Below are 16108 nucleotides of genomic sequence, written 5' to 3' on the forward strand. Positions count from 1 at the left end.
GGGCTCCGGCCCCGCCCCGCGCGCGGGGGTGCGGAGAGGCGGGGCTGCGCCGGGTGGGCGGGCCGCTGCGCGGAGCCGTCCCCTCCCCGCCCTCCCCCACACTCCGTGCGGGGGGACCCCCATCCCGAAACCGGGGCTACGCCCCGGACCCCCTCGTGGGGGCTCCGCCCCCACACCCCCGCCTGGCGGGCGCAGCCCCACCGGATCCGGGGCACAAGCAACCCCACCGACCTGGGGCGCAGCCCCCGGGGGGCTGGGGCGGGCCCCAGCGGTGGGGGCGCAGGCCCGGCACGGGTCCGGGGCACAGCCCCGCGGGGTCCGGGGCACAGCCCCGCGGGGTCCGGGGCACAGCCCCGGGGGGTCTGGGGCTTCGCCCCAGTTACGGGAAGGGGCGGGGTGGGGAAGAAGCCCCGCAGGGAACACAGGCGAGCACAGGACACATCGCAACTCTTAGAGCTTGCGCGACACTTCGAGCCAAGGGACCGCGCCATGCACCGCGCACTGATCGTCGTCGACGTACAGAACGACTTCTGCGAAGGCGGCAGCCTCGCGGTCGCCGGCGGCGCCGACGTCGCCGCCGCCATCACCGAGCTGATCGCCCAGGCGGTTCCCGCCTATCGGCACGTGGTCGCCACCCGCGACCACCACGTCGACCCCGGCGATCACTTCGCCCGCCCGCCGGCCGAGCCGGACTACGAGAACAGCTGGCCGGTGCACTGCGTGGCCGGCACCGAGGGCGTCGGGTTCCACCCGAACTTCGCCCCCGCCGTCGCCTCCGGCGCCGTCGCCGCCGTCTTCGACAAGGGCGCGCACGCCGCGGCGTACAGCGGCTTCGAGGGCGCCGACGAGAACGGCACCGGTCTGGCCGACTGGCTGCGGGAGCGCGGTGTCACCGAGGTCGACGTGGTCGGCATCGCCACCGACCACTGCGTCCGGGCGACCGCGCTGGACGCCGCGCGCGAGGGCTTCCGTACGCACGTGCTACTGGACCTGACCGCGGGCGTGGCCGCGCACACCACCGAGCGGGCCCTCGCGGAGCTGCGGGCGGCCGGGGTGGAGCTCAGCGGCGCTCCCGTGGTGGCCGGGTAGGCGCGGCTTCCAAAACCCGGCCTAGGCGCCGCGCAGCAGGGCGCCTATCGGGTGCCAGAGCTCGTCCACGCAGTCCGGGACGGTCCGCCACAGCAGGCCGTCCGGGTGGTGGAGCACCGCGGTGATCTCGTCCGGGGTCGGCGGCTGGGTGTTCCCCCGCAGGTAGACGGCGCGCATGCCGAGGTTCCGCAGCCGGGTCAGGGCGCGGGCCCGGTTCGCGGCGTGGACGAGGACGCGGACCGGTCCGTCCGCGCCGTCGGGGCGGCCGTCGGCTCCCGGCCCGGAACCGGGTCTGGGCAGCGTCAGTGCCACCACCACGCTGCCGGTCGGCAGCTTGACGAAACCTCCACCTGGCATGAACAGCACATCCCCCGTGAGACGGTCCCCGGCCGGGACCGGTCGAGCCCTCGGCCGGCACGGGCGCTCGCGACGGCACCCGTATTCCGCATCCAACCGCGATCGGCCGCCGCCCGCTAGAGGGCGACGGCCGATCATGGTTTGACCAGGGCTTTTACCTGGAGGTGTACCGACTACTTGGTCGAGGGACCAACCTCGATCGTCATCTGGAGACCGTCGTAGGTCTCCTTGGCGATCTTGATCTTGGTGTTGGTGTCGGAGACCTTGACGGAACCGGTCGGGTTCTCGTCGTAGTAGTACTTGCCCTTGTGGTCGTCGAAGACCAGGTTGGTCGGCTTCGGCTTCACGAACAGCTCCTGGCCGTTCTTGTGCAGCGTGAAGGCGTCCGTCGAGTACGCGCTGAAGGTGGCGTCGTACGGCTGGATCTTGTTCCGCAGCAGGGTGCCGTCAGCCCACTTCATCGGCTTGGCGTTGGCGTCGATCGGCAGGATCAGGCCCTGGCCGGGGTGGACGCTGGTGTTGTTGTCCTTCTGGGAGGTGTCCCAGAGCCAGAGCAGCAGGCCGTCCTGGTAGGGGTAGTGCTCGACCCAGTCGGGACGGGTGGAGGCCCAGCCGAAGTTGTACGGGCCGACCTTGAGGGTCTGGTCGTACGAGACGTAGCGGCGGTTCTCCGCGAGGTAGTACTGCGCGTACTCCTTGGTGAAGCTGCCGCCGATCCGGGAGAAGCCCTTGCCGGTCCAGCCGTTGTCGCCGTTCTCGGCGCCGTCGGTGAACAGGTTCGCGCCGTCGGCCTTCAGGGCGATGGCGTCGGCGGTGAAGCCCTTGCCGCCCGCGCCGCCGTCCGTCTGGTAGCGGAAGCGGATGTCGAACTTCTTGCCCGCGTAGGCGTCGAGCGGGAAGTTCAGGTCCTGCCAGCCGCCGGAGACGTCGGTCAGCGACGGGGAGCCCGCGGCGTCGACCGGGATGGCCTTGCCGTTGGCGGTACCGGCGAGGGCGGTCCAGGTGGCGCCGCCGTCGGTGGACACCTCGGTGTAGAGGTAGTCGTAGTCCTTCTCGATGTCCCACCAGCCCTTGAGGGAGAGGGACGCGGAGGACTTGCCCGTGAGGTCCACGGACCGGGTCAGGGTGTTCTTGAGGTCGTCACCCATGCCCGACCACCACTGGTTGGCACCCTCGGCGGGGGCCACCACGTCGGTGCGGACCTGCTTCTTCGGCAGCTCGACGACCAGCGCCTGCTTGTCCTTGGTGTTGTACTCGGACACGCCCAGCTTGTGGGTGGACTTCGTCGCGGCCTTGGCCTTGTCGTAGTTCAGCCAGCCGAGCTGCAGCTTGTCCCAGGCGGTCATGTCGCCCGGCATGTCGCCTATGGATTCCTTGCCCTCACCGAGCCAGGAACCGGCCGACATCAGGGACCAGAAGCCGACCGAGTTCTCGCCGCCACCGGTGGTGTCGTAGAGGTCCGGAAGGCCCAGGTCGTGGCCGTACTCGTGGGCGAAGACGCCGAGGCCGCCGTTCTCGGGCTGCACGGTGTAGTCGCCGACCCAGATGCCGGTGTTGCCGATCTGGGCACCGCCGGCCTTGTTGTTCTCCGGGCCGGTCTTGCCCGCGTTGGTGCCGTAGGCGTACCAGCGGTGCGCCCACAGCGCGTTGGCGCCCTCGGCGCCGCCGCCGGCCGACTCGTCCTCGCCCGCGTGGACGATCTGGAAGTGGTCGATGTAACCGTCGGGCTCGTTGAAGTTGCCGTCGCCGTCGTGGTCGTAGCGGTCCCACTGGTCGAACTGGGACAGCTGCGCCTTGATCTGGGCGTCGGTCTTGCCGGCCGCCTTCTGCTTCTCGACGTAGGCGGTCACACCGTCGCGGACGGTGTCCCAGACGTTGGAGCAGTTGGACTGGCCGCAGTAGTTCGAGCCGTAACGGGCCTCGTTGTACGGGACCTTGACCCAGTCGGTGACCTCGCCCTCGACCGAGTAACGGCCCGAGGAGGTCTTCTCGTAGTAGGTCTTCAGCGAGTGCTTGCCCTTGCCGGTACCGAAGTACAGCTCCTGGAAGTACTGCTGGTTGAAGTCCTTGCGCCAGGCCGTGCTGTTGTCCTTGGCGCGGTCGGGCTGCGGGATCTTGTTGTGCAGCGGACCGGGGGTGCCGCCGTACTTCACGACCGGGGGCTTGGGGCCCTCGGCGCCGTCCGGGTCGAACATGGTCTCGTTGTCGACCTTGTCGCCGAACTCGACCAGGATGGTGAAGATCTTGTCGGTCTTCTCCCGCGCGAGCTCGACGTACTTGGCGTCGTCCAGCTTGACGACCTTGGAGGCGCCGCGCTGCTCGGTCTTCTTCTTGCCGGCCAGCACCTGCTCCAGAGCGGCCTTGCGGGCCTGCTGCTCCTGCTTGGTGTACGGGCCCACCAGGTTGTGCTCGACGTGCGCCTTGGCCGGGGCGGTCGGGTCCTGGTGGCCAGAGGACGGCGCGAGCGCCGGGGCGCCGGGGCCCCTGTCGTCGGCCTGGGCGCTGACGCCGAGGACGACGCCGGAGGCCGCGGTGGCGGCCAGGGTCACGGCGATGGCGGCGGTGCGCACGATACGCCGCCGAGCGGAATTGTTGGTCACTTGATGTGTTCCCCTCCCGCGGCCGCTCATGGACGTCCGGAACTTCGCCAAAGGAGTGGGGTGTTCCGCGCGGCGCGCGTCTCAAGTGACGCCATTTGACCGGAGCGACGCCGGAAAAGACAGACCTTGACTTGGACCGGTCAATTGCACTATGCGGTCAGTTGGTTCCGGTATTCGGACGCCAAACGGACATTCCACCGCTCGGGTTCAGCCCGCTGAACGCGTGACTCCGTGCGCCCCCAGTGCTCCGGCACCGTGTGTCAGGTCACGCTTACCGGCGGTCCCGCTCGGGAACCAACCGTCGTAGAGTCCCTCCGCCTTGAGGACGGATACCGCCATGCCGCGACCGACCGCCGCACAGCTCGCCTACGGGTCCGCGACCGTGATCGCGTCGACCATCGCCATGCTGCTGCTCTCGCAGACCAGTGCCGGGGCGGGCATCGCCGTCATCGCCACCGCCGCTCTGGCACTCGGGCTGCTGGTGGCGGTCACCGTACCGCTGCCGGGGCGGCGCCGGAAGGCCGCGGTCGCGGGGAGTACGACCGCTCCCGCGGACGCTGCCAGTGCGACGGATCCGGCGGGCGCCGTGGCCGCTGCCGCCGGACACGGCGGCGGCCGCCCGGGTTCCTGAACTCCGGGCGGCCGCGGCAACGGTGCGGGCTATTTCGGGACGGCGACCACCACGGTCCTGGCCACCTTGTCGTGCAGGCCCTGCCGGTACGGCTTGTCGGCCACGATCGAGATGAACAGGGCGATCCACCACAGGCCGCCGACGCCGCAGCAGGGGATGAGGAGGAACGTCGGCAGCCACAGCATGGCCGCCCGGCCGAAAGAGGCCCCGGAGGGCGGCACGCTGCCGTCGTTGAGCATCGCGACCCGCAGGTCCATCGCCTTCTTGCCGATGGTCTGACCGCTCCGGTGGGTGAAGTACCAGTCGTAGCAGACGTACACGACGAGCCAGACCAGGACCCACAGCAGGAAGGCTCCGCCGTACCACCTGGAGACTTCTTCGGACACCTCGCCCGTTTCGGGGTCGTACGGGATGAAGCTGCCGACCGCGAACAGGATGATCCAGAGCGGGATGCTCACGAGCACCAGGTCGATGAACCGCGCGAGCACCCGCTTGCCGGTGTCCGCGAGCGGTGGCATGCCGGCCAGCGGGTCGGGAATGCCGTAGCCGCCGGCGCCGCCGCCTCCGTACGGGTCGCCGCCGCCACCGTACGGGGGCGGCGGAGGCGGATAGCCCCCGCCGGGCGGCGGGGGCGGAAAGCCTCCCGTGCCACCGGGAGGCGGCCCGCCAGGGGGCGGCGTTCCGCCCGGCGGCGGTGTCCCGCCCGGGGGTGGCGCTCCGCCCGGGGGTGGCGCTCCGCCCGGCGGCGGGCCTCCGGTGCCTCCGGTGCCCCCGGCGGGGGGCGTGCCGTACGGCGAGCCGCCTGACGGGGGCGTCGGCTCCTGGGGCTTCTTGAGGAACGGGTCCTCGTCGGGCGGCGGGCCCGGCGGCGGCTGATCGGTGCTCATGGCCCGAGTCGAACCCGGCCCCGCGAACCCCGCAACGGCACGGCGTCCGTCCAGGCGACGGGCGGGTGCTAACGGGTGACGAACGTACCGGCGGCCTTGTCGTGCCAGGCCTGCCGCCGCTGCCGGTCGACCAGGCACCACAGGGCACCGGGCAGTCCGAGGAGCGCGTACACCAGCCAGCGGCGCAGCGCCGCCCCGAAGCCGGGCGGGCGGCCGGTGGACACCGCGGCCACGCGGATGCCGAGCAGCTTCTTGCCGGGGGTGCGGCCCCAACGGGCGGTGGGCAGCGCCTCGTAGAACACGCCGAAGACCAGGACCGCGCCGAGCACGAGCGCCAGACGGCCGGCGGTGGTGACGTCCAGCAGCCATACGGTGACGGTCTCGCCGCCCGCGTCCCGGGCGGCGTCGTCCACCTTGGCCCGGAGGTGCTCCGTCACGGCCGGTACGAAGGGCCAGGCGGCGGCGGCTCCGGCGGCGGCGAGCGGGACGCAGTCCAGGAGGCGGGCGAGGAACCGCCGTCCGAGGCCGGCGGGCCGCCCGGCCCGCTCGGCCATCCGCTCGAACACGGCCGGGTCCGTGCGGGGGTGGGCGGCGGCGGTACCGGCGCCGGCGGCGGGTTCGGGCGTGGCGGACGCGGGTGCTGCGGGCTCGGCCCCGCCCGCCGCCGGACCGTTGGTTGCCCGCGCGGCGCCGGAACTCCCGGCGGTCCGCTCCCCCGCCTGCTGGGGAACCACCGTCGGCGCGTGGGGGTGGGGGTGGGCCTGTGCCTGGGCCTGGGCCGACCGCGGTTGTCCGGACCGGGCTCCGGGAACGGCCTCACGCGCGGGTTCCCGGTGGATGCCGGCCGCCGCGTCCGCCCCGGCGGCGGCTGCGGCCGGCGAGCGGGCCGAGAGGATGCCGGGCGCGGCCTCGGCGGCTTGCGCGGTCCTGGCGGAAGGGGCGGCTCCGGCCGCGGGACCGGGACCGGTACCGGTACCGGGACGGGCCGGGGCCCCCGGGCCGGGCCAACGGCCGTCGGCGTCGGGGCCGGAGTAATGCGTGGGCGCCGGAGCGAGCCGTCGGGCGGCCTCGTCCTGCGCGGGCCGGGGTGTGGGGGCGGGGGTGGGTGTGGGTGTGGGGGCGGGCTCGGGGTTCTGGCGGCTCAGGGAGATGCCCCGGCCGGGTGTGCTCGGCCGGTCGGCTGGGGGCGTGTCGGCGGGGGGCGTATCGGTGGGGCTTCCCCAGGAGACGCGACGGTCCCGGGGACCGCCGAAACCCGACTGCTGGGCGGGATCGGCCGCCCAGGCCGGGGCTTCGGCCAGCGCACCGGTCTCGTCCAGGAAGACCGGCCCGGTCTCCTCCATCCGGCCGGCTGTGGTGGCCGGCGGGGACGGCGCCGGAGTCGAACCGGCGACCGGCCACTGGCTGGGCGCGGGAACCGGAGCCGGGGCGGCGGCCGGGGGCGGGGCCGGGGAAGGCGCCGGGGCCGGAGCCCGGGTCGAGCCGGCCGCGGGCCACTGACCGGGCGCGGGGGCGGGTGCCGGAACGGGGGCGGGTGCCGGAGCGGGCCGCGGAGTCGGGGACGGGGCCGACGTACGGAGGTCCGGCCCGCCCGGGCCGCCCGGGCCGCCGATGCCGGGGTGGCCGCCGGGGCCGCTCCGGGCAGCCGGACCGGGCGTGGCGGAGTTGGCGGGGCCGGCGGCGGCTGCCCATGCCGCCTCGTCCGCCGGGGTCGCACGCCGGCTCGTGCCCGGCACCCACGCGGAGCCGTTCCAGTAGCGGACGAACCCGGGGATGGACGGATCGGGGTAGTAGCCCTCGCGGGCCGCGTGCTCTCCGTCGCCTGGGGAGGCCGTCAATGTCCCCAACTCCGATCGTGGCTTGAGGCTTGTGCGCGTGGCACAAGGGGCGTGCGCAAGGGAGGACCATAACCAAGAACAGCGGTCCGGCAGGTCCGGTCACGGGAGAATCCAAGCCTTCGGGCGAACCCCGGACGGTTCCGCCCCTCACAAGCCGTTCCGGCCAGACGATGATTTCCGGCCAACCTGTGCCCGCCACCCCGAAGTCGCGTCATACCCGGACAGCACCACGCTCTCTCCTCATGTCGGGCCGACTCGGCCCGCCCACACCGCAGAGAGAGGCACCGCCATGCACTACCCCGTGATCGAGCGCGAGCTGGAACTGAAGCTGGTCCTGTCGCCCGAGCGCAGCGTCGCCGTCCCCGCCCGCCTGATCTACCGGACGACCGACCCGTACGCCGTGCACATCACCTTCCACACCGGCTCCAGCGCGCCGGTGAACTGGACCTTCGCCCGCGAGCTGCTGGTCGAGGGGGTGTTCCGGCCCTGCGGCCAGGGGGACGTGCGGATCTGGCCCACCAAGGTCGAGGGCAAGGCCGTGCTCTGCATGGCCCTCAGTTCCCCGGACGGCGACGCCCTGCTGGAGGCCCCGGCCGGCCCCCTGTCCGCCTGGCTGGAACGCACGCTGCGCGTGGTCCCGCCGGGCACCGAGGCGGAGCGGCTCGGCCTGGACGACGCCCTCGCCGAGCTGCTCGCCCCGACCCCGGCGGACGAACTGTGGCTGCGCGACCCGTGGCCCTCCGAGGAGTCCGGGGAAGGCGACCTGTGAGGCGGGCGGGTCAGAAGAGCTTGCCGGGGTTCAGCAGGCCCAGCGGGTCGAATGCGTGCTTCACCGCGCGCTGCATCTCCAGCCCCACCGGTCCGAGTTCGCGGGCCAGCCATTCCTTCTTCAGTACGCCGACCCCGTGCTCGCCCGTGATCGTGCCGCCGAGTTCCAGCCCCAGCGCCATGATCGCGTCGAAGGACTCGCGGGCGCGCCGGGCCTCGTCCGCGTCGGCGGGGTCGAAGCAGACCACGGGGTGGGTGTTGCCGTCCCCCGCGTGCGCGCAGACCCCGACGGTGAGCCCGTACCGCTCGGCGATCGCCGCCGTCCCGTCCAGCATCTCCGCGAGCCGCGACCGTGGCACGCACACGTCGTCGATCATCGTGGCGGGCCGGATCGCCTCCAGCGCGGTCAGCGACATCCGGCGCGCCTGGAGCAGCAGTTCCGACTCCGCCTCGTCCTCCGCGGGCACCACCGCGGTGGCGCCGGCGGCCGTGCACAGCTCTCCCACCGCCGCCAGGTCGGCCGCCGGGTCCGGGGTGTCGAACGCGGCCAGCAGCAGCGCCTCGGTGGTCTCCGGCAGCCCGATCCGACCCAGCACGTTGACCGCGCGTACGGTCGTACGGTCCATCAGCTCCAGCAGCGAGGGGGTCAGACCGGCCTCCATCACCGCGCACACCGCCTCGCAGGCCGCGGCGGCCGACGGGAACTCGGCGGCCAGCGCCAGCTGCCGGGGCGGCGCGGGCCGCAGCGCGAGGACGGCCCCGACGACCACCCCGAGGGTGCCCTCGGAGCCGACGAACAGCCGGGTGAGGTCGTACCCGGCGACGCCCTTGGCGGTACGACGGCCGGTGCGCAGCAGCCTGCCGTCGGCCAGGACGATGTCCAGGCCGAGCACGTACTCGGCGGTGACCCCGTACTTGACGCAGCACAGACCGCCGGAAGCGGTGCCGATGTTGCCGCCGATGGTGCACTGCTCCCAGCTGGACGGGTCGGGCGGGTAGTACAGGCCCCGTTCGGCCACCGCCCGGGAGAGGACGGCGTTGACCACGCCGGGTTCGACCACGGCGGTCCGGTCCACGCTGTTGATCTCCAGGATCCGGTCCATCCGGACCAGCGAGAGCACGATGCAGCCCTCGGAGGCGTTGGCGCCGCCGGACAGGCCGGTGCGGGCGCCCTGCGGGACGACGGGGACGCGGAGCTCGGTGGCGGTGCGCATCACGTGCCGGACCTGCTCGACCGTGCGGGGCAGGACCACGGCGGCGGGGCGGCCGGCCGCGCAGAAGCTCGCCATGTCGGTGGCGTAGGAGGCGGTGACGTCGGGGTCGGTGAGCAGGGCCTCCGGTGGGAGTCCGGCGGCGAGCCGGGCGTACAGGTCCGCGGGGTCGTACGCGAGGTCGTACGCGGGCGCGGGCGCGGAGGCACGGGCGGGGGCAGGGCCGGGCACTGTGGCGGGCGCGGTGGCCGGGGCGTCCGCGGGACGGTGCGCGTCGGCCTCCGGGGCGTCCGCCGGACGGTGCCCGGAGGGCTGTGCGGGAGGCTGCCCGAGGGGGTGCGCGGAGGGGAGCGCGGCGGGCTGCGCGGGGTGGTGCGCGGCGGGCTGCGCGGCGGGCCGAACCTGAAGATCGTCCATCGGACCAGGGTGGCACCGGGGGCCATCGGTGTGAACCCGGCCGCGACCCTCTTCGGACACCACCGCTCACTCTTCATATTTGACGCACAGTGAGCGGGTGGAACGCGAAGAACGCCAAGACGTGGCATTCCAGCCGGAGCGGCCCGTGACCTTCACCGGCCGCAAGACGCTCGTGCCTGCGGCGGTCGCCGTGGTCCTGATCGCCGCGGCGCTGCTGGTCCGCCCGGCGCGGGTCGACGACGACGCGCGCCCGCCCGGACCCACCGAACGGGCGGCCTCGGCCGTCGGCATCGGGGCGCCCGCGGCGCAGGTGGACCTGACGGCGCTGATCGGCGACCGGGAGAAGTGGCTGCGCGGACACGAGGACGACCACGGTTCGTGGGCGGTGCTCGGGGCGGCGTACCTGGAGCAGTCCCGCCGGGGGCCGGATCCGGCCTGGTACCCGAAGGCGGAGCGGGCGTTCAAGCGGTCGCTGGAGCTGCGGCCGGCCGAGAAGGGCAACTTCGACGCGATGACGGGCATGGGCGCGCTGGCCAATGCCCGCGGGGACTTCGTGACCGGGAAGAAGTGGGGCGAGCTGGTCCGGGCGCAGTCGCCGCGGCGCTGGACGGCGTACCCGGTGCTGGTGGACGCGTACACCGGGATCGGGGAGTACAAGTCCGCCGAGGCGGCGCTGGAACGGCTGCTGGAGCTGCGGCCGGGACTCGCGGCGTACGCGAAGGCGGCGCAGGTGTACCGGGACCGGGGCTGGCGCGAGGACGCGGCGGTCGCGATGGAGCAGGCGGCGGGCACGGCGAAGACCCCGGCGGAGAAGGCGTACTGCCTGTACCGGCTGGGCGAACTGGCGTGGGAGCGGGGCGAGACGGCGGAGGCCCTGCGCTTCTTCGAGGGTGCGCTGCGCACGGATCCGGCGCAGGACCAGGCGATGGGCGGGAAGGCGCGGGCGCTGGCCGCGATGGGGCGCCACGGGGAGGCGGTCCGGGACTACCGGATGGCGCTGGGCCGCGCGCCGGTGCCGCGGCTGGCGCTGGAGCTGGGCGAGCTGCTGGAGGCGGCGGGCCGGGAGGATGAGGCCCGGGCGGCGGACGGGCCGTACGCGATGCTGGGCGCGCTGGCGGCCAAGGGCACGGCGAACGGCGTGAACGAGTCGGTGGTGCTCGGCCTGTACGAGGCGGACCACGGGGATCCGGGGGCCGCGGTGCGACGGCTGACGTCGGAGTGGGGCCGGCACAAGAGCGTGCAGGTGGCGGATGCGCTGGGCTGGGCGCTGCACCGGGCGGGGGACGAGGAGGAAGCCCTCGAATACGCGAAGAAGGCGACGGATCCGGGGCTGCGGAGCGCGGAGTTCGCGTACCACCGGGCGCAGATCGAGCGCGCCCTGGGCGATGTGTCCTCGGCGCGGCGGAACCTGCAGCTGGCGCTGCGGACGAATCCCCGGTTCTCACCGGTGCGGGCGCCGCTGGCGCAGCAGGCGCTCGCCTCGCTGGGTGAACCGGCGGGCGGCGGGCCGCAGAACATGCAGCCGCGGGGCACGTGGGTGGCGCCGGACATGAGCCAGTACATCGTGCCGTCACAGCCGAAGCCGAAGCACTAGGCCTGTCCGGCCAGGGCCCGTCCGGCGCTGTGCCGGCTTGAGCGGGGGCCGCCGGTGCGGCCCCGGCCCCGCAGGCCCCTGCCCCGTCCCCGGCGCGCCCCGGCCGGGCGCCGGACGCTCCCCTCCCGCGTCCCGCGCCCCGGCCGTGCCCCGCACGTGCCGCGCAGCCCCGCCCGGGTGGGGCGGGGCTGCGCGGCACGCGGGCCGTGGCGCGGTCAGAGGTTGCCGCGCTTCTCCTGCTCGCGCTCGATCGCCTCGAAGAGGGCCTTGAAGTTGCCCTTGCCGAAGCCCATCGAGCCGTGGCGCTCGATGATCTCGAAGAAGACGGTCGGGCGGTCCTGCACCGGCTTGGTGAAGATCTGCAGCAGGTAGCCGTCCTCGTCGCGGTCCGCGAGGATCTTCAGCTCGCGGAGCTCGTCGATCGGCACGCGGGTGTCGCCCACCCACTCGCCGAGCGTGTCGTAGTACGTGTCCGGGACGCTCAGGAACTGCACGCCGGCGGCGCGCATGGTGCGCACGGTGGCGACGATGTCGTTCGTGGCGAGGGCGATGTGCTGGACGCCCGGGCCGTTGTAGAACTCCAGGTACTCGTCGATCTGCGACTTCTTCTTCGCGATCGCCGGCTCGTTGATCGGGAACTTCACCTTCTTGGTGCCGTCCGCGACCACCTTGGACATCAGCGCCGAGTACTCGGTGGCGATGTCGTCGCCCACGAACTCCTTCATGTTCGTGAAGCCCATGACCTTGTTGTAGAACGCGACCCACTCGTTCATGCGGCCGAGCTCGACGTTGCCCACGCAGTGGTCGATGGCCTGGAAGGTCCGCTTGGCCGGCGGCTCGACGATCGGGGCGGCGGAGACGAAGCCCGGCAGGTAGGGGCCGTCGTAGCGGGAGCGGTCGACCAGCGTGTGGCGGGTCTGGCCGTAGGTGGCGATGGCCGCCAGCACCACGGTGCCGTTCTCGTCGGAGATCTCGTACGGCTCGTCCAGGCCGCGGGCGCCCTGCTCGACGGCGTACTTGTACGCGGCGCGGGCGTCCGGGACCTCGATGGCGAGGTCGATCACGCCGTCGCCGTGCTCGGTGACGTGCTCGGCGATGAAGCGGCCGTGGTCGCTCGTCGCCTTGATGACGGAGGTCAGGACGAAGCGGGCGGATCCGTTCGTCAGGACGTAACTGGCCGTCTCCCGGCTGCCGTTCTCCGGTCCGGAGTAGGCGACGAGCTTCATGCCGAAGGCGGTGGAGTAGTAGTGCGCCGCCTGCTTGGCATTGCCGACGGCGAAGACCACCGCGTCCATGCCCTTCACCGGGAAGGGGTCGGCCTCACGCGCGGTCTCGGGGGTGTGATCCAGGGTCTCAGTCATGAGCGCAGAGTCCCGCCGATCCACAAGCTGCGCAATAGTTTCCTGTTCGGGTGTACAGACTGCCCAGTACGGAGTCACCATGGGTGGGGAATCTGTGCAGTATGACCAGCGCATCCAGGAAGGCATGCCACATGGGTATCGACGCCCTCGACGGCCGGCTCATCGTGCTCCTCGCCCGCGAGCCCCGGATCGGGGTGCTGGAGGCGTCCCGCCGGCTCGGGGTGGCCCGCGGCACGGTCCAGGCCCGGCTCGACCGGCTCCAGTCGACCGGCGTGATCCGCGGCTTCGGCCCGCAGGTGGACCCGGCGGCGCTCGGCTACCCGGTAACCGCCTTCGCCACGCTGGAGATCAAACAGGGCCAGGGGGCCGACGTACGGGCGCACCTGGCGACCGTGCCCGAGGTGCTGGAACTGCACACGACCACCGGGCACGGGGACATGCTGTGCCGGCTGGTGGCCCGCTCCAACGCCGATCTCCAGCGGGTGATCGACCGCGTCGTCGGCTTCGAGGGGATCGTGCGGGCGTCGACGGCGATCGTGATGGAGAACCCGGTGCCGCTGCGGATCATCCCGCTCGTGGAACAGGCCGCCGGGGACCGCTGAGGATCCCCCGCACCTTGCAAAGAAGTCTTTGCAAAAACCCGTTGCAGAGGTTTCTTTGCATACCTAGCCTCGGGTCATGCCAGAGAACGGGCTCAACCTCCGCACGCTCGACGCCCGCGCCCTGCGCGGGCTGGCCCACCCGCTCCGCATCCGGCTGCTCGGCACGCTCCGGCACGACGGGCCCGCGACCGCCTCGCAGCTGGCCCGGCGTCTGGGCGAGTCCAGCGGGGCCACCAGCTACCACCTCCGCCGGCTGGCTTCCTACGGATTCGTCGAGGACGCGCCCGACCAGGGCAAGGGACGGGAGCGCTGGTGGCGGGCCGTCCACGACGGCACGGCCTTCGACGAGCAGCTGACCGAGGACGTCGACCCGGCCGTGCGGGGCGCCGCCGACCTCTTCCTCCGCGAGATCGCCGCCATCCACGCCCAGGAGCTGGGCGCCTGGCTGGGCCGAGCGCACACCTGGCCGCAGGAGTGGCGGCGCGGGTCGGACCTCAGCGACTTCACCGTGCCGCTCACCCCCGCGCAGAGCCTGGAGCTGATCCACAAGCTGCACGACCTCATCGACGGCTACCGGAGCCCGGCTCCGGCCGAGGGCGCCCTGCCGGTCCGCTTCCAGATCCACGCCTTCCCCCGCGAGAACCGGGACGACACCGCCGCCACGGAGGCGTGATGACGGCAGCGGCCCGTCCGAAGATCCCCTTCGCCGCCCTGTTAGCGGCCAACGCCGTCTCGATATCCGGCAGTTCACTCACCCTGATCGGCGTCCCGTGGTTCGTGCTGCAGACCACCGGCAGCGCGGGCCGGGCCGGGGTGGTGGCCTTCTGCGCCACCCTCCCCGTGGTCCTGGCCGCACTGGTCGGCGGGCCCGTCATCGACCGGATCGGGCGCCGCCGCGTCTCCGTCCTCTCCGACCTGCTCTGCGGCCTCGCGGTGGGCGCGGTGCCGCTGCTCCACTGGGCGGGGATGCTGCGCTTCTGGATGCTGTGCGCGCTGATGGCGCTGAGCGGTCTCGTCCACACCCCCGGCATGACCGCCCGCTCGGTGCTGCTGCCGACCCTCGCCGAGCACGCCGGGACCGGGCTCGGCCGGGCGGCCGGCCTCTACGACGCGGTCTCCCGCGGGGCCCGGATGACCGGGGCCGCGGTGGCCGGGGTCCTCGTGGCGGTGTTCGGCGCGGAGTCCGTACTGTTGCTGGACGCGGCGACCTTCGCGGTCTCCGCGCTGCTGGTCGGCGTACTGGTGCGCGGGGTGGCGTCCGCGGACCCGCAGCCGGCCGCGGGTGCGGTCTCGTTCGCCGGCTACCGCGCCGAACTGCGCGAGGGCTGGCTGTTCCTGATGCGGTCCCGGCTGCTGCTGGGCATCACCTGCATGGTGATGCTGACCAACGGCATGGACCAGGGCTGGAGTTCGGTGCTGCTGCCGGTGCACGGCCGGACCGAGCTCGGCGGTGCCGCCGCCGTCGGCCTGCTGGTGTCCCTCTTCGGCGGATTCGCCCTGCTCGGTGCGCTGCTGTACGGGATGTGGGGCGAACGGCTGCCCAGGCTGGCCGTGTTCACGGGGGCCTTCCTGATCAGCGGGGCGCCGCGGTACGCGGTGGCGGGCCTCACCGACAGCACGCTGCCGCTGGCGGTGACCATGGCGGTGGCCGGGCTCGGCGCGGGCGTACTCAACCCGGTGCTCGGCACGGTGGTGTACGAGCGGGTGCCGGAGGAACTGCGCAGCCGGGTCTTCGGGGTGACGACGGCGGGCTGTGAACTCACCATGCCCCTGGGCGGGCTGGGCGCGGGCCTGCTGGTGGACGGGCTCGGCATCCCGGGCGCGCTGCTGCTGTTCGGCGGCGGCTACCTGCTGACCACCCTGGCCCCGCTGGTGTTCCCGGCCTGGCGGGCGATGGACCGGCCGCCGGCGGCGGAGGTCAGCAGGACGGGACCGAGCCGCCCTTGTTCAGCTCCCGGAGAGCGGACACCGCACCGGACAGCGAGCTGACCGGGATCAGCCGAAGGCCCTCGGGCAGTTCGGACTGCGCGTCGGAGCACTCGGCCTCCGGTACGAGGAACACGGTGGCCCCGTCCCGCGCGGCGGCCTGGGTCTTCAGCGCGACCCCGCCGACCGGGCCGACCTTGCCGTCGGCGGTGATGGTGCCCGTGCCGGCGATCGTACGGCCGCCGGTGAGGTCGCGGCCGCCGCCGTCACCGTCGAGCTTGTCGACGATGCCGAGCGAGAACAGCAGTCCGGCGCTCGGCCCGCCGACGTCGGCGAGGTTGAGGCCCACCTTGACCTGCTTCGGGTCCTTCTTCAGGTACCCGAGGGCGGCCTCGGTCGCGGTCGACTGCGACGCGGCCATCTGCTCCAGGTTGTGCTTCTCGATCTCCTTGTCGGACCCGCCGGTCGGGTAGACCGCCTCCTTCGGCATGACCGCCCGGTCCGTCCGGAACCAGCTGTCGACCAGTTCGGCCAGGCTGACGTTCTGCGAGGGGCCGGTGGCGACGATGGTGGTCATGCGGAGCTGCCCGCTGGTCTCGCGGGCGGGCGCCCCCGTCACCGTGATGACGCTCTTGCCGTCCTTGGAACCGAGCACGTCGGCCGTCAGCCCGGGCTGGGCGAGGACGAAGGGGAGCGGTGCGAAGGCGGCGACCACGAGCAGGGCGACCGTCGGCGCGGCGCATACGGCGAGGGCGACGGGGCGCGGGAGACGTGAGAGGCGTGAAAGCACCCCGCCAATCTACTGGGCCGACGGGGTGCGACCCGGC

At 73.1% G+C, this 16108-nt stretch carries 14 protein-coding genes; 7 read left to right on the forward strand and 7 right to left on the reverse strand.

Annotated features, from left to right (window positions below; translation table 11 throughout):
- Positions 1 to 489 precede the first annotated feature (489 nt).
- The gene (locus AC067U_RS24150) at positions 490 to 1089 is read left to right on the forward strand and encodes an isochorismatase family protein (RefSeq protein WP_478831828.1); all 600 of its coding nucleotides are present in this window, start codon (positions 490 to 492) and stop codon (positions 1087 to 1089) included.
- Between the two features lie 21 nt (positions 1090 to 1110).
- Here the strand turns inward: AC067U_RS24150 and AC067U_RS24155 are convergent, their stop codons facing one another.
- Both AC067U_RS24155 and AC067U_RS24160 read right to left on the reverse strand, forming a co-directional pair.
- Positions 1111 to 1446 carry a hypothetical protein gene (locus AC067U_RS24155; RefSeq protein WP_478831829.1) on the reverse strand — a complete coding sequence of 112 codons (336 nt, stop codon included), beginning with the start codon at positions 1444 to 1446 and terminating at the stop codon, positions 1111 to 1113.
- Positions 1447 to 1619: 173 nt separating this feature from the next.
- Positions 1620 to 4046, reverse strand: coding sequence for an immune inhibitor A domain-containing protein (locus tag AC067U_RS24160; protein ID WP_478831830.1), 2427 nt, complete (start codon positions 4044 to 4046; stop codon positions 1620 to 1622).
- A gap of 337 nt (positions 4047 to 4383) precedes the next feature.
- Here AC067U_RS24160 and AC067U_RS24165 point away from each other — a divergent pair, with 337 nt between their 5' ends.
- Positions 4384 to 4677, forward strand: a complete 294-nt coding sequence (locus tag AC067U_RS24165) for a hypothetical protein (RefSeq protein WP_478831831.1) — start codon at positions 4384 to 4386, stop codon at positions 4675 to 4677.
- Positions 4678 to 4706: 29 nt separating this feature from the next.
- Here the strand turns inward: AC067U_RS24165 and AC067U_RS24170 are convergent, their stop codons facing one another.
- Together AC067U_RS24170 and AC067U_RS24175 are read right to left on the reverse strand one after the other, a co-directional pair.
- Positions 4707 to 5195: an RDD family protein gene (locus tag AC067U_RS24170; protein WP_478831832.1), complete on the reverse strand. Its 489-nt coding sequence runs from the start codon at positions 5193 to 5195 to the stop codon at positions 4707 to 4709.
- A gap of 437 nt (positions 5196 to 5632) precedes the next feature.
- Positions 5633 to 7402, reverse strand: a complete 1770-nt coding sequence (locus AC067U_RS24175) for an RDD family protein (protein ID WP_478831833.1) — start codon at positions 7400 to 7402, stop codon at positions 5633 to 5635.
- A 289-nt stretch (positions 7403 to 7691) separates the two neighbouring features.
- Here AC067U_RS24175 and AC067U_RS24180 point away from each other — a divergent pair, with 289 nt between their 5' ends.
- On the forward strand, positions 7692 to 8171 hold the full coding sequence (locus tag AC067U_RS24180; protein ID WP_478831834.1) for an SsgA family sporulation/cell division regulator: 480 nt from the start codon (positions 7692 to 7694) through the stop codon (positions 8169 to 8171).
- Between the two features lie 10 nt (positions 8172 to 8181).
- Here the strand turns inward: AC067U_RS24180 and AC067U_RS24185 are convergent, their stop codons facing one another.
- Positions 8182 to 9798: an FAD-binding oxidoreductase gene (locus AC067U_RS24185; RefSeq protein ID WP_478831835.1), complete on the reverse strand. Its 1617-nt coding sequence runs from the start codon at positions 9796 to 9798 to the stop codon at positions 8182 to 8184.
- 121 nt (positions 9799 to 9919) lie between these two features.
- Between AC067U_RS24185 and AC067U_RS24190 the strand changes: the two genes are divergently transcribed.
- On the forward strand, positions 9920 to 11392 hold the full coding sequence (locus AC067U_RS24190; protein ID WP_478831836.1) for a tetratricopeptide repeat protein: 1473 nt from the start codon (positions 9920 to 9922) through the stop codon (positions 11390 to 11392).
- 215 nt (positions 11393 to 11607) lie between these two features.
- On the opposite strand, the gene hppD is transcribed toward AC067U_RS24190, so the two are convergent.
- Positions 11608 to 12753 carry a 4-hydroxyphenylpyruvate dioxygenase gene (hppD, locus tag AC067U_RS24195; protein ID WP_478831837.1) on the reverse strand — a complete coding sequence of 382 codons (1146 nt, stop codon included), beginning with the start codon at positions 12751 to 12753 and terminating at the stop codon, positions 11608 to 11610.
- Positions 12754 to 12884: 131 nt separating this feature from the next.
- Between hppD and AC067U_RS24200 the strand changes: the two genes are divergently transcribed.
- The 3 genes from AC067U_RS24200 to AC067U_RS24210 all read left to right on the forward strand — a co-directional run bounded on the left by AC067U_RS24200 (position 12885) and on the right by AC067U_RS24210 (position 15344).
- On the forward strand, positions 12885 to 13355 hold the full coding sequence (locus AC067U_RS24200; protein ID WP_478831838.1) for an Lrp/AsnC family transcriptional regulator: 471 nt from the start codon (positions 12885 to 12887) through the stop codon (positions 13353 to 13355).
- Between the two features lie 76 nt (positions 13356 to 13431).
- Positions 13432 to 14028, forward strand: coding sequence for an ArsR/SmtB family transcription factor (locus AC067U_RS24205; RefSeq protein WP_478831839.1), 597 nt, complete (start codon positions 13432 to 13434; stop codon positions 14026 to 14028).
- Entirely contained in the window at positions 14028 to 15344 is a 1317-nt protein-coding gene (locus tag AC067U_RS24210; RefSeq protein ID WP_478831840.1) for an MFS transporter, read from the forward strand. Before AC067U_RS24205 ends, AC067U_RS24210 begins: the two co-directional genes overlap by 1 nt.
- Here AC067U_RS24210 and AC067U_RS24215 read toward each other — a convergent pair.
- The gene (locus tag AC067U_RS24215; RefSeq protein ID WP_478831841.1) at positions 15274 to 16071 is read right to left on the reverse strand and encodes a S16 family serine protease; all 798 of its coding nucleotides are present in this window, start codon (positions 16069 to 16071) and stop codon (positions 15274 to 15276) included. The two genes, AC067U_RS24210 and AC067U_RS24215, sit on opposite strands and share 71 nt — an antisense overlap.
- Between the last annotated feature and the right edge of the window lie 37 nt (positions 16072 to 16108).

The sequence above is a fragment of the Streptomyces sp. NPDC043853 genome (genome assembly GCF_056436025.1).